Annotated in this window: 23 protein-coding genes; 13 read left to right on the top strand and 10 right to left on the bottom strand. The window is 67.5% G+C overall.

The window, feature by feature from the left end; all coding sequences use genetic code 11:
• Nucleotides 1-13 precede the first annotated feature (13 nt).
• Nucleotides 14-1,477: an NAD(P)(+) transhydrogenase (Re/Si-specific) subunit beta gene (locus tag ACZK33_RS03715; RefSeq protein WP_423175489.1), complete on the bottom strand. Its 1,464-nt coding sequence runs from the start codon at nucleotides 1,475-1,477 to the stop codon at nucleotides 14-16.
• A complete protein-coding gene (locus ACZK33_RS03710; protein ID WP_005408173.1) occupies nucleotides 1,474-1,794 on the bottom strand; it encodes an NAD(P) transhydrogenase subunit alpha part 2 in 321 nt (106 codons plus the stop codon). Before ACZK33_RS03710 ends, ACZK33_RS03715 begins: the two co-directional genes overlap by 4 nt.
• Nucleotides 1,795-1,892: 98 nt before the next feature.
• On the opposite strand from ACZK33_RS03710, the gene ACZK33_RS03705 reads away from it, so the two are divergent.
• From ACZK33_RS03705 to ACZK33_RS03695, 3 genes are read left to right on the top strand one after another with little or no spacing between them, the layout of a single operon-like run.
• Nucleotides 1,893-2,477: an RNA polymerase sigma factor gene (locus ACZK33_RS03705; protein WP_423175487.1), complete on the top strand. Its 585-nt coding sequence runs from the start codon at nucleotides 1,893-1,895 to the stop codon at nucleotides 2,475-2,477.
• Entirely contained in the window at nucleotides 2,474-2,800 is a 327-nt protein-coding gene (locus tag ACZK33_RS03700; protein WP_262226213.1) for a DUF3379 domain-containing protein, read from the top strand. The genes ACZK33_RS03705 and ACZK33_RS03700 overlap by 4 nt, the downstream gene beginning before the upstream one ends.
• 3 nt (nucleotides 2,801-2,803) lie before the next feature.
• Complete coding sequence (locus ACZK33_RS03695; protein WP_423175485.1) at nucleotides 2,804-3,265, top strand: DUF3106 domain-containing protein; 462 nt, start codon at nucleotides 2,804-2,806, stop codon at nucleotides 3,263-3,265.
• A gap of 100 nt (nucleotides 3,266-3,365) precedes the next feature.
• On the opposite strand, the gene ACZK33_RS03690 is transcribed toward ACZK33_RS03695, so the two are convergent.
• Both ACZK33_RS03690 and ACZK33_RS03685 read right to left on the bottom strand, forming a co-directional pair.
• Nucleotides 3,366-4,445 carry an NAD(P) transhydrogenase subunit alpha gene (locus tag ACZK33_RS03690; protein ID WP_423175483.1) on the bottom strand — a complete coding sequence of 360 codons (1,080 nt, stop codon included), beginning with the start codon at nucleotides 4,443-4,445 and terminating at the stop codon, nucleotides 3,366-3,368.
• Nucleotides 4,446-4,497: 52 nt separating this feature from the next.
• Nucleotides 4,498-6,819: a DUF1631 domain-containing protein gene (locus tag ACZK33_RS03685; RefSeq protein ID WP_049422876.1), complete on the bottom strand. Its 2,322-nt coding sequence runs from the start codon at nucleotides 6,817-6,819 to the stop codon at nucleotides 4,498-4,500.
• A gap of 331 nt (nucleotides 6,820-7,150) precedes the next feature.
• On the opposite strand from ACZK33_RS03685, the gene ACZK33_RS03680 reads away from it, so the two are divergent.
• The 4 genes from ACZK33_RS03680 to ACZK33_RS03665 are packed head-to-tail and all read left to right on the top strand — an operon-like array spanning nucleotide 7,151 to nucleotide 10,020.
• Nucleotides 7,151-7,732 (top strand): nitroreductase family protein, encoded by a 582-nt coding sequence (locus tag ACZK33_RS03680; RefSeq protein ID WP_423175481.1) that lies wholly within the window; start codon nucleotides 7,151-7,153, stop codon nucleotides 7,730-7,732.
• Nucleotides 7,729-8,679 (top strand): 5'-3' exonuclease, encoded by a 951-nt coding sequence (locus tag ACZK33_RS03675; protein WP_049422875.1) that lies wholly within the window; start codon nucleotides 7,729-7,731, stop codon nucleotides 8,677-8,679. Before ACZK33_RS03680 ends, ACZK33_RS03675 begins: the two co-directional genes overlap by 4 nt.
• Nucleotides 8,676-9,230 (top strand): NUDIX hydrolase, encoded by a 555-nt coding sequence (locus ACZK33_RS03670; protein ID WP_010481791.1) that lies wholly within the window; start codon nucleotides 8,676-8,678, stop codon nucleotides 9,228-9,230. Before ACZK33_RS03675 ends, ACZK33_RS03670 begins: the two co-directional genes overlap by 4 nt.
• Nucleotides 9,223-10,020 (top strand): N-formylglutamate amidohydrolase, encoded by a 798-nt coding sequence (locus ACZK33_RS03665; RefSeq protein WP_423175478.1) that lies wholly within the window; start codon nucleotides 9,223-9,225, stop codon nucleotides 10,018-10,020. The genes ACZK33_RS03670 and ACZK33_RS03665 overlap by 8 nt, the downstream gene beginning before the upstream one ends.
• Nucleotides 10,021-10,332: 312 nt before the next feature.
• Here the strand turns inward: ACZK33_RS03665 and ACZK33_RS03660 are convergent, their stop codons facing one another.
• Nucleotides 10,333-11,004, bottom strand: a complete 672-nt coding sequence (locus tag ACZK33_RS03660; protein ID WP_423175477.1) for a DUF7716 domain-containing protein — start codon at nucleotides 11,002-11,004, stop codon at nucleotides 10,333-10,335.
• Nucleotides 11,001-12,419, bottom strand: a complete 1,419-nt coding sequence (locus ACZK33_RS03655) for an MFS transporter (protein WP_423175475.1) — start codon at nucleotides 12,417-12,419, stop codon at nucleotides 11,001-11,003. Before ACZK33_RS03655 ends, ACZK33_RS03660 begins: the two co-directional genes overlap by 4 nt.
• Nucleotides 12,420-12,524: 105 nt before the next feature.
• Between ACZK33_RS03655 and ACZK33_RS03650 the strand changes: the two genes are divergently transcribed.
• Entirely contained in the window at nucleotides 12,525-13,409 is an 885-nt protein-coding gene (locus ACZK33_RS03650) for a LysR family transcriptional regulator (RefSeq protein ID WP_423175500.1), read from the top strand.
• Between the two features lie 139 nt (nucleotides 13,410-13,548).
• Here ACZK33_RS03650 and pip read toward each other — a convergent pair whose 3' ends face one another.
• A complete protein-coding gene (gene pip, locus ACZK33_RS03645; protein ID WP_032130095.1) occupies nucleotides 13,549-14,490 on the bottom strand; it encodes a prolyl aminopeptidase in 942 nt (313 codons plus the stop codon).
• A gap of 48 nt (nucleotides 14,491-14,538) precedes the next feature.
• Nucleotides 14,539-15,396 (bottom strand): peptide chain release factor N(5)-glutamine methyltransferase, encoded by an 858-nt coding sequence (gene prmC / locus ACZK33_RS03640; protein ID WP_423175474.1) that lies wholly within the window; start codon nucleotides 15,394-15,396, stop codon nucleotides 14,539-14,541.
• Between the two features lie 350 nt (nucleotides 15,397-15,746).
• Here prmC and ahpC point away from each other — a divergent pair, with 350 nt between their 5' ends.
• From ahpC to ACZK33_RS03615, 5 genes are all read left to right on the top strand, one after another.
• The gene (gene ahpC, locus ACZK33_RS03635; RefSeq protein WP_004144811.1) at nucleotides 15,747-16,310 is read left to right on the top strand and encodes an alkyl hydroperoxide reductase subunit C; all 564 of its coding nucleotides are present in this window, start codon (nucleotides 15,747-15,749) and stop codon (nucleotides 16,308-16,310) included.
• A 225-nt stretch (nucleotides 16,311-16,535) separates the two neighbouring features.
• Nucleotides 16,536-18,128, top strand: coding sequence for an alkyl hydroperoxide reductase subunit F (ahpF, locus tag ACZK33_RS03630; protein WP_100437922.1), 1,593 nt, complete (start codon nucleotides 16,536-16,538; stop codon nucleotides 18,126-18,128).
• 85 nt (nucleotides 18,129-18,213) lie between these two features.
• Complete coding sequence (locus ACZK33_RS03625) at nucleotides 18,214-19,176, top strand: LysR substrate-binding domain-containing protein (RefSeq protein WP_032129919.1); 963 nt, start codon at nucleotides 18,214-18,216, stop codon at nucleotides 19,174-19,176.
• Between the two features lie 123 nt (nucleotides 19,177-19,299).
• Nucleotides 19,300-19,704 carry a nucleoside diphosphate kinase regulator gene (gene rnk, locus ACZK33_RS03620; RefSeq protein WP_005408156.1) on the top strand — a complete coding sequence of 135 codons (405 nt, stop codon included), beginning with the start codon at nucleotides 19,300-19,302 and terminating at the stop codon, nucleotides 19,702-19,704.
• 50 nt (nucleotides 19,705-19,754) lie between these two features.
• Nucleotides 19,755-20,711, top strand: coding sequence for a transaldolase (locus ACZK33_RS03615; protein WP_423175472.1), 957 nt, complete (start codon nucleotides 19,755-19,757; stop codon nucleotides 20,709-20,711).
• A 603-nt stretch (nucleotides 20,712-21,314) separates the two neighbouring features.
• Here ACZK33_RS03615 and msrA read toward each other — a convergent pair.
• Both msrA and ACZK33_RS03605 read right to left on the bottom strand, forming a co-directional pair.
• Nucleotides 21,315-21,980: a peptide-methionine (S)-S-oxide reductase MsrA gene (gene msrA, locus ACZK33_RS03610; protein ID WP_423175611.1), complete on the bottom strand. Its 666-nt coding sequence runs from the start codon at nucleotides 21,978-21,980 to the stop codon at nucleotides 21,315-21,317.
• 30 nt (nucleotides 21,981-22,010) lie between these two features.
• Nucleotides 22,011-22,274: a putative signal transducing protein gene (locus ACZK33_RS03605; protein WP_010481810.1), complete on the bottom strand. Its 264-nt coding sequence runs from the start codon at nucleotides 22,272-22,274 to the stop codon at nucleotides 22,011-22,013.
• Nucleotides 22,275-22,304: the final 30 nt, after the last annotated feature.

The following is a 22,304-nucleotide window of genomic DNA, read 5'->3' as shown; positions in this document are numbered from 1 at the left end:
ATGCAGCCGCCGCTCAATGCCCGCCGTCGAGCGCCTTCAGTTCGCTCACCAGCGAGGCCGCCGCTTCCGCACCATCGCCGTACAGCATGCGGGTGTTGTCGGCGTAGAACAGCGCATTCTCGATGCCGGCAAAACCGGTGCCCTTGCCGCGCTTGATCACCACCACGTTGCGCGCGTTGACCACATCCAGCACCGGCATGCCGTAGATCGGGCTGGCCGGGTCGGTACGTGCCACCGGATTGACCACGTCGTTGGCACCGATCACCAGCACCACATCGGTGTTGGCAAATTCCGGGTTGATGTCGTCCATGTCGGCGATCAGGTCGTAGGGCACACCCGCTTCGGCCAGCAGCACGTTCATGTGCCCAGGCATGCGCCCAGCCACCGGGTGGATCGCGAACTTCACCTTCACCCCGCGCTGGCCCAACCGCTGCGCCAGCTCCCAGATCTTGTGCTGGGCCTGCGCCACCGCCATGCCATAACCGGGCACGATCACCACGCGTTCGGCGTAGGCCATCATCGCCGCGACGTCCGACGCTTCAATCGGCTTCTGCGCGCCAGTGATCGCCTGCGCTTCGCCGCCGACGCCGCCGCCGCCGAAGTTGGAGAACAGCACGTTGCGGATCGGCCGGTTCATCGCCTTGGCCATCAGCCGGGTCAGCAGGATGCCCGCCGCGCCGACCATCATGCCGGCGATGATCAGCGCCTCGTTGCCCAGCACATAGCCTTCGAACGACACCGCCAGGCCGGTGAACGCGTTGTACAGCGAGATCACCACCGGCATGTCGGCGCCACCGATCGGCAGCGTCATCAGCACGCCCAGTGCCAGCGCCAGCACGAAGAAGGCGACGATCGCCCAGGTGTTGAGCGTGCTGGCCGCGATGATCGCCAGCACCACCACCGCCAGTGCCACCACCAGGTTCATCACCTGCTGGCCCGGCCAGGTCACGCGCTTGTCCAGGCGGCCATCGAGCTTGGCCCAGGCAATCACCGAGCCGGACAGCGACACCGCGCCGATGGCCGCGCCGACCACCGCCAGCAGCAGCACCATGCCCGACGGCTGGCGCGCGGCCAGGTCGGCCAACGCCTGCGCACTCCAGTGGCTGGTATCACGGTTGGCGAGGAAGGCGTAGCGCAGCAGTTCCACTGCACCGATGGCCGCGGCCGAGCCGCCGCCCATGCCGTTGTACAGCGCCACCATCTGCGGCATGTCGGTGATGGCAACCTTGCCGGCCGACCACCAGGCCAGGCCCGCGCCCAGCAGCAGCGCCACCAGGATCAGCGGCACGTTGTGCAGTTCGGGCAGGAAGAAAGTCGCCACCGTGGCCAGCAGCATGCCCAGCCCGGCCCAGCGGATGCCGCTGCGCGCGGTCAGCGGCGAGGCCATGCGCTGCAGGCCCAGCAGGAACAGCGTGGCGGCGACGAGGTAGCTGGCCTTGACCAGCCAATCGAGCAGTTCGACGGTGCTGATGTTCAAGCCTGCGGCTCCTTCGGCTCGTCCTTGCCGCCCTTGGGCGCGCTCGGCTTGAACATTTCCAGCATGCGCGCGGTGACCACGTAGCCACCGGCGGCGTTGCCGGCACCAAGCACCACGGCGAGGAAGCCCAGAGCTTTCTCCAGCGGTGTCTGCGCGTGCCCCAGCACCACCATCGCACCGATCAGCACGATGCCGTGGATGAAGTTGGAGCCCGACATCAGCGGGGTATGCAGGATCACCGGCACCCGCGAAATGATCACGTGGCCGGCGATGGCTGCCAGCATGAAGATGTACAGCGCTACGAACCCGTCACTCACCGGCAACGCTCCTGCTCTGTCTTCGTCGTCCCATCATAACCATGGGCTGAACCCGGTGCGCGCCCGGCGTCAACCGAAGCCGCGCTCACGCGTTGTCGATGGTGACCCCGAGCGAGGAACCGTACCCTGTGCTGGTGAGCAGCCCCGTCCCCCCGAGCGCCGAGACCGATGCCCTGCCGGCGTCGCTGGAGGCGTTCCTGGCCAGTGTTGGCCCGCGCGCGTTCCGCTTCGCCGAGGCCGGCCTGCGCCAGCGCGAAGACGCCATGGACGCGGTGCAGGACGCGCTGCTGCGCATGCTGGACTACGCCGACAAGCCGGCTGCCGAATGGGCCCCGCTGTTCTGGAGCATCCTGCGCCGACGCGTGATCGACGTGCAGCGCCGGCGCCGCTTCCGACTGCCGTTCTGGCGCGACAACCAGGACGCCGACGGCGGCGAGATCGACTGGGCTGACCCCGGCCCGGACCCGGCACAGGCGCACGAACAGCGCCAGCAGTACCAACAGCTGGTGGACGCGTTGCGCCGCCTGCCCGCCCGCCAGCGCGAGGCCTTCACCCTGCGCGTGCTGCAGGACCTGGACGGGGCCACCACCGCCCGCGCCATGGACTGCAGCGAAGGCGCGGTAAAAACCCATCTGGCACGCGCCCGCCAGGCGCTGCAGGATTATCTGGAGACCCACCCGTGAACCGCTCCCTGCCTTCCGATGACACCCTGCGCAGCCTGCACGCGCAGTCGCTGCAGGCGCTGTCGCCGGCCACGCTGGCACGGCTGCGCCAGGCACGCCACGGCGCCACGGCCGCCCATCGCGGACGCTGGCGCTGGTGGCTGGCCAGCGCCTGTTCACTGGTCGTGGCACTGGGCATCGGCCTGCAGTTCACCGGCCATGGCACGCTTGCCGGTCCGGCGCCGGCCCCCGTGCTTGCTTCAGTGGAAGACAACGGCGCGCTCTACGACGAGAATCCCGATCTGTACCTGTGGCTGGGCGATACCGACCTGGCGATGGAGTAAATCATGTCCCGACTGCCTACCCTGCCACTGCTGATGACCCTGTTGCTGCTGCCGGCCTTCCCGGCACTGGCGCAGAGCGCCGCGCCCGCCCCTGCCGCACGCCCTGCGCCGGCCGCACCGCTGCCGGCGTGGGAACACCTGAGCGAAGCGCAGCGCGAATCCCTGCTGGCGCCGCTGCGCGACCGCTGGAACAGCGCCGATGCCGGCCAGCGCCAGCGCATGCTTTCGCACGGCCAGCGCTGGCAATCGATGAGCCCGGAGGAGCGCGACAAGGCCCGCCGTGGCCTGCGCCGCTTCGAGCACATGAACCCGGAACAGCGTGAGCAGGCCCGGGCCCTGTTCGGTCAGATGCGGAACATGCCGCCGGAACAGCGCGACGCCCTGCGCGAGCGCTGGTCGCAGATGACGCCGGAACAACGCAAGGACTGGGTGCGCGACAACCCGCCGCCGGCGAAGCCGCGGTAACGCCGGCATCCGCAGGGTGGGTGCGGCCCCTGGTCCGCACACTGGGCCGTTCCTCCACGCATGGCGTGGATCTACCGGGAAGGCAACCGGCGCTACCGGCTCACGCCTGCCAGCGTGTCTTCGCCAGCAACTCGTCGTCCCAGTCGAAACTGAGCTCCCCTTCGCGCACGAACAAGGCGACGAAGTTGAGCAGGTTGCGCGCGTACATCTCGCTGGCCTGGGTCGCGCCGCGGCTGGCCAGGCCCAGCGGGCCATCGATGGTCACGCCCTGATGTTCGATGCACTGCCCCGGCTGGGTCAGTGCGCAGTTGCCGCCGCTCTCTGCCGCCAGATCGACAATGACGCTGCCGGTGGCCATGCCTTCCACCATCGCGGCAGTCACGATCGTCGGCGCCGGTCGCCCCGGTACCGCTGCCGTGCAGATCACCACATCCACGCTGCGCAGGTGGTCGGCCAGCCGGCGCTGCTGCTCGGCGCGTTCCTCATCGGTCAACGCACGCGCATAGCCGCCTTCACCGGCTGCACTCACACCAAGATCAAGGAAGCGCGCGCCCAGCGACTGGATCTGCTCGCGGGTTTCCGGGCGCACGTCGAAACCTTCCACCTGTGCACCGAGACGACGTGCGGTGGCGATGGCCTGCAGCCCGGCCACACCGGCACCGATCACCAGCACCTTGGCTGGCCGCACGGTGCCGGCGGCGGTGGTCAGCATCGGGAAGAAGCGCGGCGCGCGTTCGGCGGCGATCAGCGCGGCCTTGTAGCCGGCCATGCCGGCCTGCGAACTGAGTACATCCATCGCCTGCGCACGGGTGGTGCGCGGCAGCTGCTGCAGCGGGAACAGCTGCAGGCGATCATCGGCCGCCAGCGAGGCCAGCGCCGGATCACTGGCCGGAGTCAGCAGGCCGACCACGCTGGCAGCGGGCTTGAGCTGCTCCAGGACCGCCACCGTCGGTGCCTGCACGCACAGCAGGATATCGATCTCGGCCCAGCGACCTTCATCGAACACACGTGCACCGGCGTCGTCATAGGCAGCATCGGTAAATCCCGCCGCCAGACCGGCGCCGGCCTCATACCAGACAGTGATGCCCAAGGCACCGAGCTTGCGCGCGGTTTCCGGCGTCAACGCCACGCGCCGTTCGCCCGGCGCGGTCTCCTTGATCCCCAGCAACGCCACGGCCATGCAGGTCCCCGCTGATCGGTGAGTTTTCCCGATCCTAGCAGGCGGCCAGCGCTCAGTGCAGGGTGGCGCTGCCCGGGTCGAGGCGGTCGATCACACCCTGCATCGCGCTGTCGAAGGCGCCATCGTCCACATGGGCGCGCAGGCGGCCCAGCCGCACCATCACCGCCAGCTCTTCCGGCGAGGCCACGCAGAAGCGCACGCCGCGGCGGTTGACGAACAGCAGGCGCGAGGAAATCGGGCTGACCCAGGACAGCTTGCCGGCCTGCACCTTGCCGTCCTTGTCGACGAAGTCCAGCCAGTTGCCGATTTCCATGCGTCGGAAGCGGTCGGCATCGGCGTTGTCGAAATCGTCGGCGTCGATCTGCCCGCCGAGCTCCACCGCTGGCGACTCAGCCACCGGCGGCGCCGGCAAGGCAACCTGCGGCAGCTCCGGCAGCGCGCGCTGCAGTTCCGGCCGCGATTCCGCAATGCCCTGCAGGGTGTCGTGCAGGGCGTCGATGGCACCGGTGGCGGCATCGCCGTGCACGCCGACACTGGCAAATACCTTGGCCAGCACCGGCTGCCAGGCCTGCAGCCACGGCTTGCCGACGATCTGGCGGCGGGCCTCGGCCACTTCCTCCAGCAGGCCGTCAGCCAGGCTCAGTGCCTCGGCCACCGACGCGCCCTCCTCGCCCTCGCGCAGCAGCGCCAGGGTCAGGTGGTGCTGCCATGGCTGGCGCAGGAACTCGGCGATGGCCGGCGGCAGGGTGGCATCGCCGATGCGGCGATCCAGTTCGGCACCGGCCCGGCTGCGGGCCATTTCCAGCTTCTCCTGGCCGCGCTGCGTTTCGGCGGCGCGGCGCTCGGCGATTTCCACGCGGCGGCGGTGCTGCACCAGGAACTCGCGGAATTCTTCTTCCAGGGTCAGGAAGATCGCCAGGTTCTCGTTGAACTCAGCCACCAGGCGCTCGATGATTTCCTCGACCTTGGCCATCAGCATGCGCTCGGCCTGGCTTTCGCCGGTATTGCCCTCGCAGGCTTCGGCCAGCGAGTTGAGCAGCTTGCGGGCCGGGTGGGTCTTCTGCACGAACATGCGGCGGTCGAGCATCGCAACCTTGACGAAGGGCACGACCAGGCGGCCGATCAGCTCGCGCGAGCGACCTTCCAGTTCGCGTTCGTCCAGCATCACGTCGAACAGCATGCCGACCAGATCGATCGCATCTTCGTCCTGCGGGTCCAGCCGGGTCTGGCCCGGATCGACGCCGAGGCGGGTGGCGCTGGACAGCACTTCGCTCTTCAGCCGCTGCGCCAGTGATTCGCCGTCCTCGCCGATCGCCGCACGCAGGGTCGCGCTGGGCGTGGCCTGCAGCAGCGACAGCACCGACATCATCTCGCGCTGGCTCAACGGGCGGTGCTGGCCAACCGCGACCTGCGCGGCCGAGGTGGCGTCTTCGCGGACATGACGGGTCTGCTGCAGCAGCTCATGCAGGGCCTCCAGCAGCATTCCCTGCTGGCCGGCATACGCCTCGCCGTTGCCGGCATCCTCGCTCCCGAGGTGCTGCTGCATGTGGCCACGGCGCTCGGACCAGCGCGCAGCGAAGCGCTGTGCCCAGGCCGGCGCGGCCTGTTCATCATCGCTGAATTCGGATTCGAAGCCCGCCGCGTGGCGCGGCTCGACCAGATCGTCCGACCCGGGCGCCATGCGCGGGTCGGGCGCGGCAGACAGTGGACGCCGCGGCGCCCCCATCTGCGACATCACGCCAGCGGCGGCCAGCTGCTCGTCCAGCTTCTCGTAGATGCGGCCCACCGGCGCGCGCAGGTCGCGCTCGCACAGCTTGATCAGCACCAGGTGCACTTCCGGCGCCAGTTCGCAGCCGGCAAAGGCCTCATGGATGGCCACGCCCAGGTGTTCGGGGCTGACCGGGTTGTGGTCGGCGTCCAGCTCGGCGCCGCCGATCAGGCGGCCGAGGCGGCGGTCCAGCCGCGCCAGCACCGGCTTGAAGTCACGCAGCAGCACGGTGGCGAAATTGCGCACCGCCAGCCGCGATTCCAGTACATGTTCAGCCAGCAGGCTCAGGCCATCCTCGGCCGGCCCGGACAGGGTGGCTTCGGCCGACAACGGCTCGCCACTGGCCAGTGCATCCCAGGCCCGCTGCAGGTGGCCGGCGAAGGCGGCGGCGATGTCCTCACGGCGACGGCGCAGCTCGCGCATCGCATCCAGGAACAGCAGCTGCGACGAGCCAGCATTGCCGGCGCGGTCGAACAGTGCATCGTCGAAACGCGCCAGTGCGGCCCCGAACGCCTGGCACAGCGCCGGCAGGACCATGTCCCGGGCACGCTGAAGCTGGACCGGGTCACGGCCCGGCGATCCCATCGGTGTGGGCGCGCTCATCATTCGGGAAGGCTCCCCACCTTCTCTGGTACGACAGACAGCATGGACATCGCGACGGCCGGCACACCCCATGTACCGGTACGTCGATGGTAGGCCGGCCAGCCCGTCACGGACAGTGAAACAGTCCTCACTTCAAACCTCATGACCGGCGGCCCGGCAAGATAGATATCGTAAGCCGTGCGAGGCCCACGAGGCGAGAGGAAGCGGTCGTCCCTTTCCCGCCAGTGGCATGATGTTCATCACAGTTTGATATTCAGGGGCGGGACGCGACACAGACGGCGTCATTGACCACCCCGACTATAATCAAACACCCGTGATGACCGGTTCAGACTCCATGCCCGACCCCGCTGCCCTGCTTGCCCTGGATGCCCGCCGCTCGGTGCCCTCGCGGCAACTGGGCGAGCCCGGACCGGATCCAGCCACCCTGCAGCGCATGCTGGCCTCGGCCGTGCGCGTGCCCGACCACGGCAAGCGCATACCGTTCCGCTTCCTGAAGATTGCCGGCGATGCACGTCACACTCTGGGCGACTTCCTGGCCGAGCGCAGCCGCCAGCGCGACCCGCATGCCGGCGAGGCGGTATTCGAGAAGGACCGCCAGCGTTTCAGCCATGCGCCGCTGGTGATCGTGGTGGTCGCCAGCCCGCGCCCGGACCCGAAGGTGCCCGAACAGGAACAGCTGATGACCGCCGGCTGCGTCTGCTTCGCCCTGCTGCAGGCCGCGCAGGCGCTGGGCTTCGGTGCGCAGTGGCTGACTGCATGGATGGCCTTCGACTCGGTCGTGCAGGTACATCTGGGCCTGGCCGAAGGCGAACGCATCGCCGGCTTCATCCACATCGGTACACCCAAGGCCGATGTACCTGAGCGCGAGCGCCCCGATCCGGCGGCCCTGCTGCGCGACTGGACGCCACCGGCATGACCCTGCCGGCTCCGCCGCCGTCGCTGTACCTGGTTGATGCCAGCATCTACGTGTTCCGCGCCTGGCATTCGCTGCCAGACCAGTTCCAGGACGCGCAGGGCTGGCCGACCAACGCCGTGCACGGCTTCGCCCGCTTCCTGCTGGACCTGCTGGAGCGCGAGCGCCCCCAGCACATCGCCATCGCCTTCGACGAAGCGCTCGACAGCGGCTTCCGCCATCGCCTGTACCCTGCCTACAAGGCCAATCGGGACCCGGCGCCGGAAGCGCTCAAGCGCCAGTTCGTACACTGCAAGGCGCTGTGCGCGGCGTTGGGCCTTGCGGTGCTTGCCCACCACGAATACGAAGCCGATGACCTGATCGGCAGCGCCCTGCACGTGCACCGTGGCAGCCACCGCGGGGTGATCATCTCCGCCGACAAGGACCTGTCGCAGCTGCTGCTGGATCACGACGAGCAGTGGGACTACGCACGCAACCAGCGTTGGGACGTAGCCGGAGTGAAGGCGCGGCACGGCGTGCACGCGCACCAGATCGCCGATTACCTGGCACTGTGCGGCGATGCGGTGGACAACATTCCCGGTGTCAGTGGTGTCGGCAGCAAGTCCGCCGCCGTGCTGCTGGCCCACTTCGGCAGCATGGATGCGCTGTACGAACGCCTGGACGAAGTGCCGTTCCTGCGCCTGCGCGGCGCGGCACAGATGGCGGTGCGCCTGCGCGAGCAGCGCGAGCACGCCCAGCTCTGGCGCCAGCTGACCACCATCGCGCTGGACGCGCCGCTGGACGGCAGCCAGCCCGGGCTGCTGCGCCAGGCAGCCGATCCGGAGCTACTTGGTGGCCTGTGCCAGACCCTGCGCTTCGGCCCGATGACCCGCCGCCGGCTGTTCGATGCCGCCGGTGTGGCCGACCCCGTTCCCACTCCATCCTTTTCCAATTCCGGCGAGCCCGCATGAGCCAGCGCAACACCGAAGCCCCGCGTGTCGTCTATGAAGGCAAGTACCAGCGCATGCTGGTGCGCGGCACCTGGGAATACAGCGAACGTACCCACGCCGGTGGCCTGGCCGCAATCATCATCGCCGTCACCCCTGAGGACAAGGTGCTGTTCGTCGAGCAGTTCCGCGTGCCGCTGCAGGCACCCACCATCGAGATGCCCGCCGGCCTGGTCGGCGACATCCACGCCGGCGAATCGATTGAAGTCTCGGCCGTGCGCGAACTGGAAGAAGAAACCGGCTGGACCGCCGATCACGCCGAAGTGCTGATGATCGGCCCGACGTCCTCCGGCGCCAGCAGCGAGAAGATCGCCTTCGTCCGTGCCACCGGCCTGCGCCGGATCGGCGAAGGTGGCGGCGATGACAGCGAGGACATCACCGTGCACGAGATTCCACGCAGTGAGGCCGCGGCCTGGCTGGTGCAGAAGATGGGCGAAGGCTACGAGCTGGACGCCAAGCTCTGGGCTGGCCTGTGGATGATCGAGCACCACCTGGACGGGCGCCCGCGTGGCTGACGCCGACCTGCATGCGCTGTCGGCGCTGCTCGGCGCCGATGATCCGGCAATCTACGCGATTCACCGGCCTCAGGGCGCTTCGCCGTACCTGCTGCTGGCCGACCATGCCGGCCAACAGGTGCCGGGTACCCTCGCCGGCCTGGGCTTGCCACAGGCCGAACTGGGTCGCCACATCGGCTGGGACATCGGCATTGCCGGCACCACCCGCGCACTGGCCGAACGGCTGGATGCCTGGGCGATCGAACAGACCTATTCGCGGCTGCTGATCGACTGCAACCGCCCACTGGCCTCGCCGACGCTGATTCCGGAGGTGAGCGACCACACCGTGGTCCCGGGCAATGCCGGTCTGTCGGCGGCGCAGCGGCAACAGCGCATTGATGCGATCCATGCGCCGTACCACGCACGCATCGACGCCGAACTGGACGCACGCCGCGATGCCGGTCGCCCCACCCTGCTGGTGATGATGCACAGCTTCACCCCGGCGATGAACGGCATGCAGCGGCCGTGGCATGCCGGCGTGCTGTACCACCAGGACACGCGCTTTGCGCATGCACTGCTGCAGGCACTGCGCGACGAAGGCGACCTGGTGGTGGGTGACAACGAACCCTATTCGGTCAGCAGCACCAGCGACTACGCGGTGCCGGTGCATGGCGAGGGCCGCGGTCTGGTGCACGTGGAACTGGAGATCCGCCAGGACCTGATCGCCGATGCCGCCGGGCAGCAGGCATGGGCGGAGCGGCTGGCGCGGATCTTCAGCGCGCTGCAACCGCAGTTGCTGGCCGCCGGGTGATTTACCCAGGCTTGGTAGTGCCGGCCGCTGGCCGGCAACTGCAATGATCCAACGAACCTGAGGTTGCCGGCCAGCGGCCGGCACTACCGCAATTCGGGCGCATCCATCCACGGGAACGGCTTGAACCCGTGCACCTGCACGGTGGCACCGGTGGCGTCGAAGTCATCCTTGGGAGCGGCTGGCGCGGATCTTCAGCGCGCTGCAACCGCAGTTGCTGGCCGCCGGGTGATTTACCCAGGCTTGGTAGTGCCGGCCGCTGGCCGGCAACTGCAATGATCCAACGAACCTGAGGTTGCCGGCCAGCGGCCGGCACTACCGCAATACGGGTGCATCCATCCACGGGAACGGCTTGAACCCGTGCACCTGCACGGTCGCACCGATCGCTTCGAAATCATCCTTGATCGCCTGCGCGCGGCGACGATCCAGCGCTTCACCAAGCACCAGCGGCAACGCACGGCAGCGCGCCAACGCCTCGCCCACCGGAATCTCCAGCAGGCGCGCCACGCGCTGCGCAGCAGCCTTCAGCTGGTCAGCCGGGCACGCCACCAGGCACAGATCGAACGAAGCGAAGATGCCTGCGCCCACCCCTGCCTCGCGCGCCTCCACTTGTTCCTCAGCACCCGCTTCGCCCAGAGCCTCGTCGATACCCTCGACCTGCTGGAACGCGTCGTACTCGGCGTAGTACGCCAGTGCCTGCGCGTAGTCCTGCAGCGACGACAGCGGGCGTTGGCGCTTCTGCACATCCAGCACGTCGGCAAACGTGGCCGGCTCCAGATACGGGAACAGCCCCATCGCTGCCGAAGCGGCCGATCGCTCGCCGTCGTCATCCAGCGCTTCATCACTGGATGACGGCAACCACAACCGCGCAGCCTGCAGGTCCTCGTTGCTGGCCATCACCCAGCCGAAGGCGTTCCACACCTCATCGTCATCGTTGCAGGCAGCGAAGGCATGCAGGGTCTGTTGCAGGTCCAGCAGTTCGATCATGCGTCGGTGCTCAGGCAGGCAGTCGCTGCCGAGTCTACCGGCGCCGGGCGCAGGCCCAGCGCGATCACCACGCCGAGCGCGGCGAACAGCGCGGCGCCGTACTGTGCATTGACCATGCCCTGCAACGCATCAGGGCTGGTTGCCGCCTGCGTGCCGCGCGCGGCGTTGGCGACCATCACCAGTACCGCCAACCCCAAGGCGCCGCCGATCTGCTGGGCGGTGGCCGCCATGCCGGACGCGACGCCTTGCTGCGGACCCGGCACGCCGTGCCCGGCCACGATCCACATCGCCGTCCAGCTCATGCCCTGGCCGACGCTGAGCACCACGATGCCCGGCAGCAGCGGCCAGTAGCTGGCGCCATGCGGCATCGCCAGCGCCACCGCGCTGATGCCGATGGCACCGGCCGCGAAGCCCCAGGCCAGCACCTGCCGTGGTGAACGGCGCCGCAGCATGCGTTCGGCAATACGGATGCCGAAGGTGCATACCAATGTCGGAAGCAGGAAGGCCATGCCGGCCTGCAGCGGGCTCCAGCCATAGCCATCCTGGAAGTAGAGCGCCAAGAAGTAGTACTGCACGCCATAGCTGCTCATGAAGGCGAAGGTCAGGCCGAGTGCCGCGCGCAGGCCGGGCAGGCGCAGCAGTGCGAACTGCATCAGCGGGTCACGGCTGCGCTTTTCGATCTGTACGAACACCGTCAGCAGTACGGCTGAAAGCAGCAGGCAGATGAGCGTGGCCGGCGCCGTCCAGCCCCACTCCGGCCCTTGCACCAGGGTGGTGACCAGCAGGCTGCCGCCAGCGGTGACAGTGAGACAACCGGCCAGATCGAAGGAACGGCCCTGCACGCGAGGACCATCGGCCGGCAGCCATGTACCGGCCGCGACCGCGCACGCCGTGGCCAGCGGCACGATCACCGCCAGCACCGCCGGCCAGCCGAACGCCTGGGTCAGCACGCCACCGAGCAGCGTGCCCAGCGCCAGGCCGACCGCGCTGGCCATGCTCCAGATCGCCAGCGCACGATTGCGTACCGGGCCTTCGGCGTACAGCGTGTTGATCAGCGCCAGCGTGGCCGGGAACAGCAGCGCCGCCCCGACGCCTTGTGCGGCGCGCGCGATGATCAACAGCGTGGCGTTCGGCGCCAGCGCGCCGAGCAGCGAGGCCAGCGCGAACAGCAGCATGCCCAGCCGGTAGAAGCGGCGGCGGCCGATCAGGTCGGCGGCGCGCCCGCCGAGCAGCAGGCTGCCGCCGAAGGCCACGGTGTAGGCACTGACCACCCATTGCAGTTGCTGCGCGTTGATCTGCAGCGCGCGACCCATGTCATGCAGGGCAACGAAGATGATGGTGGCATCCAGGGCAATGATCAGCTGGGCGGTGGCCAGCAGGGTCAGCGCCCAGCGCGGGTATTTGAGGGGAGGCATCGGCGGTCTGGCGCGGTGGGGGAGCGCAGTCTCATTGATGCGAGCCAATCAATAAACCCCTCCCCGACCATATCTGTCATGATTTTCGGCATGAATGGAGCCTCCATGGACCTCAATGCGGTGCGCATGCTGGTGCAGGTGGCCGAAGCGCGCAGTTTCACCGTGGCCGCCGGCCAGCTGGGCCTGAGCCAGTCCGGCCTGTCGCGCGCGATCGGGCGGCTGGAAGCCACGCTGGGGGTGAAGCTGCTGCAGCGGAACACCCGCAACGTGGCGCTGACCCCGGATGGCCGCCAGTTCGTGGAACAGGTGGCACCACTGCTGACCGGCCTGGACGATGCCGAACGGCAACTGGCCGACCGCCCGTGCACGCCCTCGGGCACATTGAAGATCAGTGCGCCGTCGATGTTCGGGCGCAAGGTGCTGGTGCCGATGCTGGCGCCGTTGCTGCAGCAGCATCCGCAGCTGCACGTGGAAGCGGTGCTCAGCGACCGTCTGGTCGATCTGGTCGAGGAAGGCTTCGATGCCGCGCTGCGCACCGGCGTCATCGCCGACCAGCGCATCGTCGCGCGGCCCTTGCCGCCGCTGCGCTGGGTGACGGTGGCCAGCCCCGCCTATCTGGCCCGCTGTGGCGCACCGGACGATGTGGCCGCGCTGCAGGACCATGCCTGCCTGGCGGTGCGCAACCTGCGCAGTGGCCGGCTGGTGGACTGGCAGTTCCTGCAGGACGGGCAACTGCGCGAGTTCACGCCGCCGACGCGGATGGTGTTCGACAGCGGCGATCCGCTGGTGGAAGCGGCCATCGCCGGTATCGGCATCGTGCAGGTGATGGATTTCGCGGTGGCCGACGCCTTGGCCGATGGCCGCCTGCAGCGCGTGCTGCAGCCGTTCGAAGGCCGCAGCCGTGCACTGTCACTGATCTATCCGCCCTCGCGGCAATGCTCGCCGAAGCTGCAGGTACTGGCCGACGCGTTGCTGGCCGGGGAGTGGTAGCGCCGGCCGCTGGCCGGCGTCTGCGCGCATCCAACCGTTTCCGGGTTGCCGGCCAGCGGCCGGCACTACCAGGCTGCGGTAGATCCACGCCATGCGTGGATGAGGGCCGGTAGCGCCGGGCATGGCCCGGCGTTACCGATCAGGCAAAACTATCGGTGGCGCGCACCAGTGCGTCCACGTTCTCGGCTTCGAACGCCGAGTGGCCCGAGGCCGGCGTGATTTCCAGCTTGGCCTTCGGCCACACCTTGGTCAGGTCCCAGGCGTTGGCCAGCGGGCAGACCACGTCGTAGCGGCCGTGCACGATCACGCCGGGAATGTCAGCGATGCGGTGCGCGTCGCGCAGCAGCTGGTCTTCCACCTCGAAGAAGCCGCCGTTGACGAAGTAATGGTTCTCGATGCGGGCAAAGGCCAGCGCGAAGTGCGGGTCTTCGTGGCTGTTGATGAAATCATCATCGACGTGCAGGAAGCTGGTCGCGCCTTCCCACACCGCCCACGCCTTGGCCGCTTCCAGGCGGGTGGTTTCGTCTTCGCTGGTCAGGCGACGGTGGAAGGCCGAGATCAGGTCATGACGCTCCACCGACGGAATCGGCTTAAGGTAGTGCTCCCACGCATCCGGGAACAGGCGGTTGGCGCCTTCCTGGTAGAACCATTCCAGCTCCCAGCGACGCAGCATGAAGATGCCGCGCAGGACCAGTTCGGTCACGCGCTGCGGGTGGGTTTCGGCATAGGCCAGCGCCAGGGTCGAACCCCAGCTGCCGCCAAACACCTGCCAGCGATCAACCTTGAGGTGCTCGCGCAGCTTCTCGATATCGGCGACGAGGTCCCAGGTGGTGTTGTCCACCAGGTCCGCGTGCGGGGTGGAACGGCCGGCACCGCGCTGGTCGAACAGGATGATGCGGTACTTGGACGGGTCGTGGAACTGGCGCATCTTGTCGCTGCAGCCGCCGCCCGGGCCACCGTGCAGCATCACCACCGGCTTGCCGTCCGGGTTGCCGCACTGTTCGAAGTACAGCGTGTGGCGGTCGTCGACCTTCAGGGTGCCGACGTCGTAGGGGGTGATGGCGGGGTACAGCGTACGCATGCTTGCAGCTCCAGGGTGATGCCCTGCCGGGGCAGGAGAACCTCCATTCTAGGCCGGACGCCGGCCCAGGGTGATGCGGTCGCGCTGTTCCAGGTCCTGCACGGTCTGCACCTCTGCAAAACCCGCCGCGTCGAACAGCGCGCGGATCGCCGCGCCCTGATCCCAACCGTGCTCGATCAGCAGCCAACCGCCGGGCAGCAGGTGGGCCTGGCCACCGTCTACGATGCGACGGATGTCATCCAGGCCATCCACGCCGGAGGCCAGCGCGGAAGCCGGTTCAAAACGCAGGTCGCCCTGTGCCAGGTGCGGATCATCGCTGGCGATGTATGGCGGGTTGCTGGCAATCAGGTCGAAGCGTGCACCCTGCAGTGGCGCATACCAGTCGTGCCCGCCCTCGGCGAAGCGGACGTTGCGCAGTTCATGGCGCGCAGCATTGCGCGCGGCCACGGCCAGCGCGCCCCGGCTGGCATCGGTAGCCAGCACCTGCGCTTGGGGCCGTTCGCTGGCCAGTGCAAGTGCAATCGCACCGCTGCCGGTGCCCAGGTCAGCCAGCTGCAGCGCCTGGTCCTGCGGCAGGCGCCCCAGCGCCAGCTCGACCAGCAGTTCGGTTTCCGGGCGCGGGATCAGCGTGGTTGGATCGACTTCCAGGTCCAGCGTCCAGAAACCGCGGCGGCCGGTCAGGTAGGCCACCGGCTCGCCGGCCACGCGGCGGGCCAGCAACGCTTCGAAGGTGGCCTGGTCGGCGGCGGCCAGCGGATCGGTGGCATGTGCGAACAGCCAGCTGCGCGGGCGGTCCAGCACGTGCAGCAGCAGCAGTTCGGCCTCGTGGCGGGCCTCGACGCCGCCGAGGCGGGCACTGGCCTCGGCCACGACCTGGCGCAGGGAAGGTTCGGGTTGGAAAGGCATTCCGTAATTGTAGAGCCGAGCCCATGCTCGGCTGCTTCTGGCGCAGTCGAGCTACACATCCACAGGTCCGCAGTCGAGCATGACTCGACTCTACAAAAGGCTGCAATCCGTTCAGGTTCTGCCCGAGCGGATAAGGAGGGACTATTGGCCCTATTCAGCCGTTCCGGAAGATTTTCCTTGTCACACAGGCAGTTGCAGGATGAAAGCGTCCGGGTTCAGTGCCTGCTCAGTGCATTTTGATAGACTATATCTATCAAATAGATGCAATCAATGGATTGTTCTTATCGATAGCGAGTCGGTACTCTAGGTCCTGTCGATTCACCCACTCCCCTTCACCCAGAGGAAAAACGATGTCCCTGATCAACACCCAGATCCAGCCGTTCGAAGCCAATGCTTACCTGAATGGCGAGTTCATCAAGGTTTCCGACAGCACCCTGAAGGGCCAGTGGTCGGTCCTGATCTTCATGCCGGCCGCCTTCACCTTCAACTGCCCGACCGAGATCGAAGACGCCGCTGACCATTACGCCGAGTTCAAGAAGGCCGGCGCCGAGGTCTACATCGTCACCACCGACACCCACTTCTCGCACAAGGTGTGGCACGAAACCTCGCCGGCCGTCGGCAAGGCCCAGTTCCCGCTGGTCGGCGACCCGACCCACCAGCTGACCAACGCCTTCGGCGTGCACATTCCGGAAGAAGGCCTGGCCCTGCGCGGCACCTTCATCATCAACCCGGAAGGCGTGATCAAGACCCTGGAGATCCACTCCAACGAGATCGCCCGTGACGTCTCCGAAACCCTGCGCAAGCTGAAGGCTGCCCAGTTCACCGCCGCCAACCCGAACCAGGTGTGCCCGGCCAAGTGGAAGGAAGGCGAGAAGACCCTGACCCCGTCGCTGGACCTGGTCGGCAAGATCTAAAGCAGTACCGGCCTGCCGTGGCCCCACGCCACGGCGCGTCTTTCATCCCCGTGCCGGTCCCCCCGCCGGCGTGGGGGTGAACCCAAGACAGCCAACGCTCGCCCGCCTTGGCCAGCCAGCCCCTTCCACGGTCGCTGTCTTGGGTTCACCCCTACCCCCTGCTGGTCCGCTACCTTCTACAGCGGTGCCACGCCCCCTGTTTGCCTGAAGCCAGGAGATGACCCGATGTTGGACGCCAACCTGCAGTCGCAGCTGAAGACCTATCTGGAGCGCGTGACCCGCCCGATCCAGATCACCGCGCACGCCGACGACGGCGCCAAGTCGCAGGAAATGCTGGAACTGCTGCAGACCCTGGACAGCCTGTCGGACAAGATCTCGCTGCAGGTGCTGCGCGATGGCCAGGGCCGTGTGCCGTCCTTCGACCTGGGCACCCCGGGTCAGGATATCCACCTGACCTTCGCCGGCCTGCCGATGGGCCACGAGTTCACCTCGCTGGTGCTGGCGCTGCTGCAGGTCGGCGGCCACCCGTCCAAGGCCACCGCCGAGCTGATCGAGCAGGTGCAGAACCTGGAAGGTGAATACAAGTTCGAAACCTACTTCTCGCTGTCCTGCCAGAACTGCCCGGACGTGGTGCAGGCGCTGAACCTGGCCGCGGTACTCAACCCACGCATCCAGCACGTGGCCATCGACGGTGCCCTGTTCCAGGACGAAGTCGAGAAGCGCGAGATCATGTCGGTGCCGACCGTGTACCTCAACGGTGAAGTCTTCGACCAGGGTCGCATGACCCTCGAGCAGATCGTCGCCAAGCTGGACACCAACGCCAGCAAGCGCGATGCCGAGAAGATCGCCGCCAAGGATGCCTTCGACGTGCTGGTGGTGGGCGGTGGCCCGGCCGGTGCGGCAGCAGCGATCTATGCTGCACGCAAGGGCATCCGCACTGGCATCGCCGCCGAACGTTTCGGTGGCCAGGTGCTGGACACCATGGCGATCGAGAACTTCATCTCGGTGAAGGAGACCGAGGGCCCGAAGCTGGCCACGGCACTGGAACAGCACGTGCGCGAGTACGAGGTGGACATCATGAACCTGCAGCGCGCCAGTGCGCTGGTGCCGGCCGGTGAAGACGGCCTGGTGCAGGTGCAGCTGGAGAACGGCGCGGTGCTGAAGTCGCGTTCGGTGATCCTGTCCACCGGCGCACGCTGGCGCCAGATGAACGTGCCGGGCGAAGACCAGTACCGCAACAAGGGCGTGGCCTACTGCCCGCACTGCGATGGTCCGCTGTTCAAGGGCAAGCGCGTGGCGGTGATCGGCGGCGGCAACTCCGGCGTGGAAGCGGCCATCGATCTGGCCGGCATCGTGTCGCATGTAACCCTGCTGGAGTTCGATTCCAGCCTGCGCGCCGACGAAGTGCTGCAGAAGAAACTGCGCAGCCTGGCCAACGTCACCGTGCTGACCAGCGCACAGACCACCGAAGTGCTGGGCGACGGCAGCCGTGTCACCGGCCTGGTCTACAAGGACCGTGTCGGCGGCGACGCCCACCGCGTCGAGCTGGAAGGCATCTTCGTGCAGATCGGCCTGCTGCCCAACACCGAGTGGCTGAAGGACACCGTGGCGCTGTCGCCGCGTGGCGAGGTCGTCATCGATGACCGCGGCCAGACCAACCTGCCGGGCGTGTTCGCTGCTGGCGATTGCACGACGGTACCCTACAAGCAGATCATCATTGCCATGGGCGCCGGTTCGACCGCCGCACTGAGCGCGTTCGACCACCTGATCCGCTCGTCGGTGAGCAGCAGCAGCGGTGCCGTTGCTGAAGCTGCCTGATCCATCGTTCCCAGATCACCGGGAACATTGTCTGCCTGTCGGGTAACCATGCCGTCAGCCGGTCCGTTACCCCTGGGGTGTAAGGATGAACCTACGTGATCTGAAGTACCTGGTAGCCCTGGCCGACCACAAGCATTTCGGCCGGGCTGCCGCCTCCTGCTTCGTCAGCCAGCCGACGCTGTCCACGCAGATCCGCAAGCTGGAAGAAGAGCTGGGCCTGCCGCTGGTGGAACGTGCACCGCGCAAGGTGATGCTGACCCCGGCCGGCCAGGAAGCAGCAGCACGGGCACGGGTGATCGTGTCCGAAGTGGAACAGCTGAAGGAAGCGGCACGTCGCAGTCGCGATCCGGAAGCCGGTACGGTGCGCCTGGGGATCTTCCCTACCCTGGGCCCGTACCTGCTGCCGCATGTGATTCCGCGCATCCGCGATCGCTTCCCGGAGCTGGAACTGCTGCTGGTCGAGGAAAAGAGCGATGTGCTGCTGGACCGCCTGCGCGAAGGCAAGCTCGACGCTGCACTGCTGGCCCTGCCGGTGATCGACGACCAGCTGCATGCCGAGTTCCTGTTCGAGGAACCGTTCCTGCTGGCCGTGTCCGGGCGCCACCCGTTGGCCCGTCGCGAACACCTGGACGTGCAGGAACTGGCCACGCAGAAGCTGCTGCTGCTGGAAGATGGCCATTGCCTGCGCGACCAGGCGCTTGAAGTCTGCCGCCTGTTCGGTGCCAACGAGAAGTCCGAGTTCCGCGCCACCAGCCTGGAAACGCTGCGGCAGATGGTCGCCGCCGACGTCGGCATCACCCTGCTGCCAAGCCTGTCGGTGCAGCCGCCGGTGCCGCGCTCGAACAACATCCGCCTGCTCGACTTCACCGGCGAAGGCCGCCCCAGCCGCCGCATCGCCATGATCTGGCGCCGCAGCTCGGCCATGAACGACTTCCTGATGGAGCTGGCCGATCAGTTCAAGCGCCTGCCGCAGGCGCTGTTCACCCTGGAAGCGGTCAACGCCGCCGGCGACACGACCGCCCTGCCCGGCCCCGCGCTGAACGGCTGAACCCCCGCAGCACCGGCCTGGAATCGGCAGGAGTCGATTCCGGTCGCATTTGTCCCCACAATACAGACAGGCGGCGCCAGCAGGTGCCGCCTTTTGCATGGCTTTCAACCAAGGAGCTTCACCATGAGTACCGCCAGCGGCCTGCCGCCGTCGATCACCGTTTCCACCTTCGACATGGACCGCCTGGACGCCATGCTCGAATCCCCTGCGCTGAGCCAGACGCCTGCCGCGCTCGCGCTTGCTGAAGAACTCAACCGTGCCACCGTGCTGGCACCGGACCAGATTCCCGAAGGCATCGTCATGATGCATTCGCGCGTGGAGTGCGAAGATGAAGTGTCGGGCGAGAAGCACGTCCTGACCCTGGTCTTCCCCCGCGAAGCCAACGTCGATGAAGGCAAGGTTTCCGTGCTGGCCCCGGTCGGCAGTGCCCTGCTCGGCCTTTCGATCGGCCAGAGCATCGACTGGAACGCGCCCGGCGGCCGCAAGCTGCGCCTGCGCGTGACCGCGGTTCACAACGACCGCCCCTGATTACCGCTGCGCACCGCGCGCGATTCGATCCCCCTGCACCAGGAGCCGTAATGAGTACCCCGTCCAAACTGTCCCAGCTGCGCGAACTGTCCGTGGTCGTTGCCGATACCGGTGACTACGAGGCGATCAAGCGCCTGCAGCCGGTGGACTGCACCACCAACCCGACCCTGGTGAAGAAGGCGCTGGACCTGCCGGTCTACGCCGAGCTGATCGAACGCGAACTGGCCTGGGGCCGCCAGCAGAGTGGCGACCGCGAAGCCGTGGTGCACGCCGTGGCCGACCGCCTGACCATCGGCGTCGGCGCGCTGCTGAGCACGCTGGTGCCGGGCCGCGTGTCCACCGAAGTGGATGCCGACCAGGCCCACGACACCGCTGCCACCGTAGCCAAGGCCCGCCAGTTCATCCAGATGTACGCCGATGCCGGCGTGCCGCGCGAGAAGATCCTGATCAAGATCGCCGCGACCTGGGAAGGCGTGGAAGCCGCGCGCATCCTGCAGGCCGAGGGCATCGACTGCAACCTGACCCTGATCTTCAACCCGACCCAGGCGCTGGCCTGCAGCGAAGCCGGCGCGTTCCTGATCTCGCCGTTCGTCGGCCGCATCCTGGACTGGTACGTGGCCAACGGCCAGACCCCGGCCAACATCGATGAAGACCCGGGCGTGAAGTTCGTGCGCGGCGTGTATGCCGAATTCAAGCGCCGCGGTTCGCCGACGGTGGTGATGGGCGCCTCGTTCCGTTCGACCGCGCAGATCGAAGCGCTGGCCGGCTGCGACCGCCTGACGATTTCGCCGGACCTGCTGGAGAAGCTGGACGCTGACCACGGCGAGCTGCCGCGCAAGCTGGTGGCCGGTGCGGCGGATGGCGCGTCGGTGCCCCCGATCGATGCGGCGAAGTTCGCAGCGGATCTGGCGGCCGATCCGATGGCGACCGAGAAGCTGGCGACCGGCATCGATGCGTTTGCCAAGGATCTACAGGCGCTGCGCGAGCGCATTCGTTCGGAACTGTGATTCCGGCCAACGGCTGAGCCCCTCGTGACGGATCGTTTTGTAGAGTCGAGCTTGCTCGACTGACTGCTAAAGCAAAAGCCGCGCTGGGTCGGGCGGGTTGGGTTCGCGGGAGACGCCGTGAATCCGTCCCTGGAGGCTTGGCCGCCGCATCCATGCGGCGGACACTCCCGCGAACCCAACCCGCCCGCCCTCTGACAGTTTCCGGTGGCCGCCCGCCACGGATGAAAGAAAGAAAAGCAAAAGCGGGTCGCGCGCTTCGCTTGCTCGCAGTCGAGCAAGCTCGACTCTACGGAGCAATGCAGGATCAAACAAAAATGCAGGATCAAACAAAAAGGACGCGGCGAACGCCGCGTCCTTTTTGTTTTCCTTCAGTTCGTCAGTAACCCATGCTCTTGCCCACCGTCACCGGGAAACTCTCGGAGGTGGGGCGGTGTGGGTTGGCAGGACCGTTGGCGCCATGGATGGCGCCATCGAGCCCCCAAGGACGGGTTTACGGCGCGTCCTGACAACCCACACCGCCCCGCCCAACCCGCAGAAACGCAGAGCCGCTTTGGCTTTGGCTTCTGCCGTAGATTCTGCCCGCCGCAGGCGGACCACCGCGCGTCAGCGCGGCGCCTCCACATCCAACCCGATCGGGCAGCTCACCCCGGTGCCGCCGATGCCGCAGTAACCGTTCGGGTTCTTCGCCAGGTACTGCTGGTGATAGTCCTCGGCGTAGTAGTACGCCGGTGCCGGGTACTCGATCTCGGTGGTGATCACCCCGTAGCCGGCTGCGGCCAACTGCGCCTGGTAGGCCTCGCGGCTGGCCAGCGCGGCGGCGTACTGCGCCTCGTCGGTGGCGTGGATCGCCGAACGGTACTGGGTGCCGGTGTCGTTGCCCTGGCGCATGCCCTGGGTCGGGTCGTGGCTTTCCCAGAACAGCTGCAGAAGCCGCTCCAGGCTCACCACCGCCGGGTCGAACACCACCTGCACCACTTCGGTGTGGCCGGTCAGGCCCGAGCACACCTCTTCATAGGTCGGGTTCGGGGTGATGCCGCCGGCATAGCCGACCGAGGTGCTGTACACGCCCGGTTCGGTCCAGAACTTGCACTCGGCGCCCCAGAAACAGCCCAGCGCGAAGCGGATCTGCTGCAGGCCGGCGAAACGGTCCTTCAGCGGATGGCTGTTCACGAAGTGCTGGTTGCTGTGCAGCGGCAGCGGTTGGTCACGCCCCGGCAGTGCTTCTTCCGGGCGCGGCAGACGCTGCTTGAAGGCGCCGATGCCGAGGATGCCCTGGCCAATTCCCAACATGATGCGCTCCTAGGCCGGAAGGCCGGCTATGTCGTCTGCATCTGAAATGGGGGCGTCCGGCGCGTGGCCCAAGTCCAGCGCCGCCACGATGTCCTCGGCCTGCGGCCGTGCCGCATCAGGGATGCCTACCCGCAGCACGCCGAACAGCGGCAGCTCGCCCATGCCACCCAGCAACGACTCGCCGAACACGAAGGCCGGGATGCCGGCATCCTCCAGCGCGTGCTTGACCAGGTGGGCGTCGAACAGGTTGTCGGCCTTGTACACGATGTGCATGCGGCAGCTCCGTGGGACAGGGTCCCAGCA

The sequence above is a fragment of the Stenotrophomonas sp. 86156_Sma genome (genome assembly GCF_056481625.1).
Note: the sequence above shows the minus strand (reverse complement) of the source record. Positions and strands in the feature narration are given on the sequence as shown.

What these genes read in the sequence shown, in the direction of transcription:
- ACZK33_RS03705 (WP_423175487.1), top strand. Translation starts at nt 1,893, where the DNA reads ATGGTGACCCCGAGCGAGGAACCGTACCCTGTGCTGGTGAGCAGCCCC.
- ACZK33_RS03695 (WP_423175485.1), top strand. Translation starts at nt 2,804, where the DNA reads ATGTCCCGACTGCCTACCCTGCCACTGCTGATGACCCTGTTGCTGCTG.
- ACZK33_RS03690 (WP_423175483.1), bottom strand. Translation starts at nt 4,445, where the DNA reads ATGGCCGTGGCGTTGCTGGGGATCAAGGAGACCGCGCCGGGCGAACGG.
- ACZK33_RS03685 (WP_049422876.1), bottom strand. Translation starts at nt 6,819, where the DNA reads ATGATGAGCGCGCCCACACCGATGGGATCGCCGGGCCGTGACCCGGTC.
- ACZK33_RS03680 (WP_423175481.1), top strand. Translation starts at nt 7,151, where the DNA reads ATGCCCGACCCCGCTGCCCTGCTTGCCCTGGATGCCCGCCGCTCGGTG.
- ACZK33_RS03675 (WP_049422875.1), top strand. Translation starts at nt 7,729, where the DNA reads ATGACCCTGCCGGCTCCGCCGCCGTCGCTGTACCTGGTTGATGCCAGC.
- ACZK33_RS03670 (WP_010481791.1), top strand. Translation starts at nt 8,676, where the DNA reads ATGAGCCAGCGCAACACCGAAGCCCCGCGTGTCGTCTATGAAGGCAAG.
- ACZK33_RS03660 (WP_423175477.1), bottom strand. Translation starts at nt 11,004, where the DNA reads ATGATCGAACTGCTGGACCTGCAACAGACCCTGCATGCCTTCGCTGCC.
- ACZK33_RS03655 (WP_423175475.1), bottom strand. Translation starts at nt 12,419, where the DNA reads ATGCCTCCCCTCAAATACCCGCGCTGGGCGCTGACCCTGCTGGCCACC.
- ACZK33_RS03650 (WP_423175500.1), top strand. Translation starts at nt 12,525, where the DNA reads ATGGACCTCAATGCGGTGCGCATGCTGGTGCAGGTGGCCGAAGCGCGC.
- pip (WP_032130095.1), bottom strand. Translation starts at nt 14,490, where the DNA reads ATGCGTACGCTGTACCCCGCCATCACCCCCTACGACGTCGGCACCCTG.
- prmC (WP_423175474.1), bottom strand. Translation starts at nt 15,396, where the DNA reads ATGCCTTTCCAACCCGAACCTTCCCTGCGCCAGGTCGTGGCCGAGGCC.
- ahpC (WP_004144811.1), top strand. Translation starts at nt 15,747, where the DNA reads ATGTCCCTGATCAACACCCAGATCCAGCCGTTCGAAGCCAATGCTTAC.
- ahpF (WP_100437922.1), top strand. Translation starts at nt 16,536, where the DNA reads ATGTTGGACGCCAACCTGCAGTCGCAGCTGAAGACCTATCTGGAGCGC.
- ACZK33_RS03625 (WP_032129919.1), top strand. Translation starts at nt 18,214, where the DNA reads ATGAACCTACGTGATCTGAAGTACCTGGTAGCCCTGGCCGACCACAAG.
- rnk (WP_005408156.1), top strand. Translation starts at nt 19,300, where the DNA reads ATGAGTACCGCCAGCGGCCTGCCGCCGTCGATCACCGTTTCCACCTTC.
- ACZK33_RS03615 (WP_423175472.1), top strand. Translation starts at nt 19,755, where the DNA reads ATGAGTACCCCGTCCAAACTGTCCCAGCTGCGCGAACTGTCCGTGGTC.
- ACZK33_RS03605 (WP_010481810.1), bottom strand. Translation starts at nt 22,274, where the DNA reads ATGCACATCGTGTACAAGGCCGACAACCTGTTCGACGCCCACCTGGTC.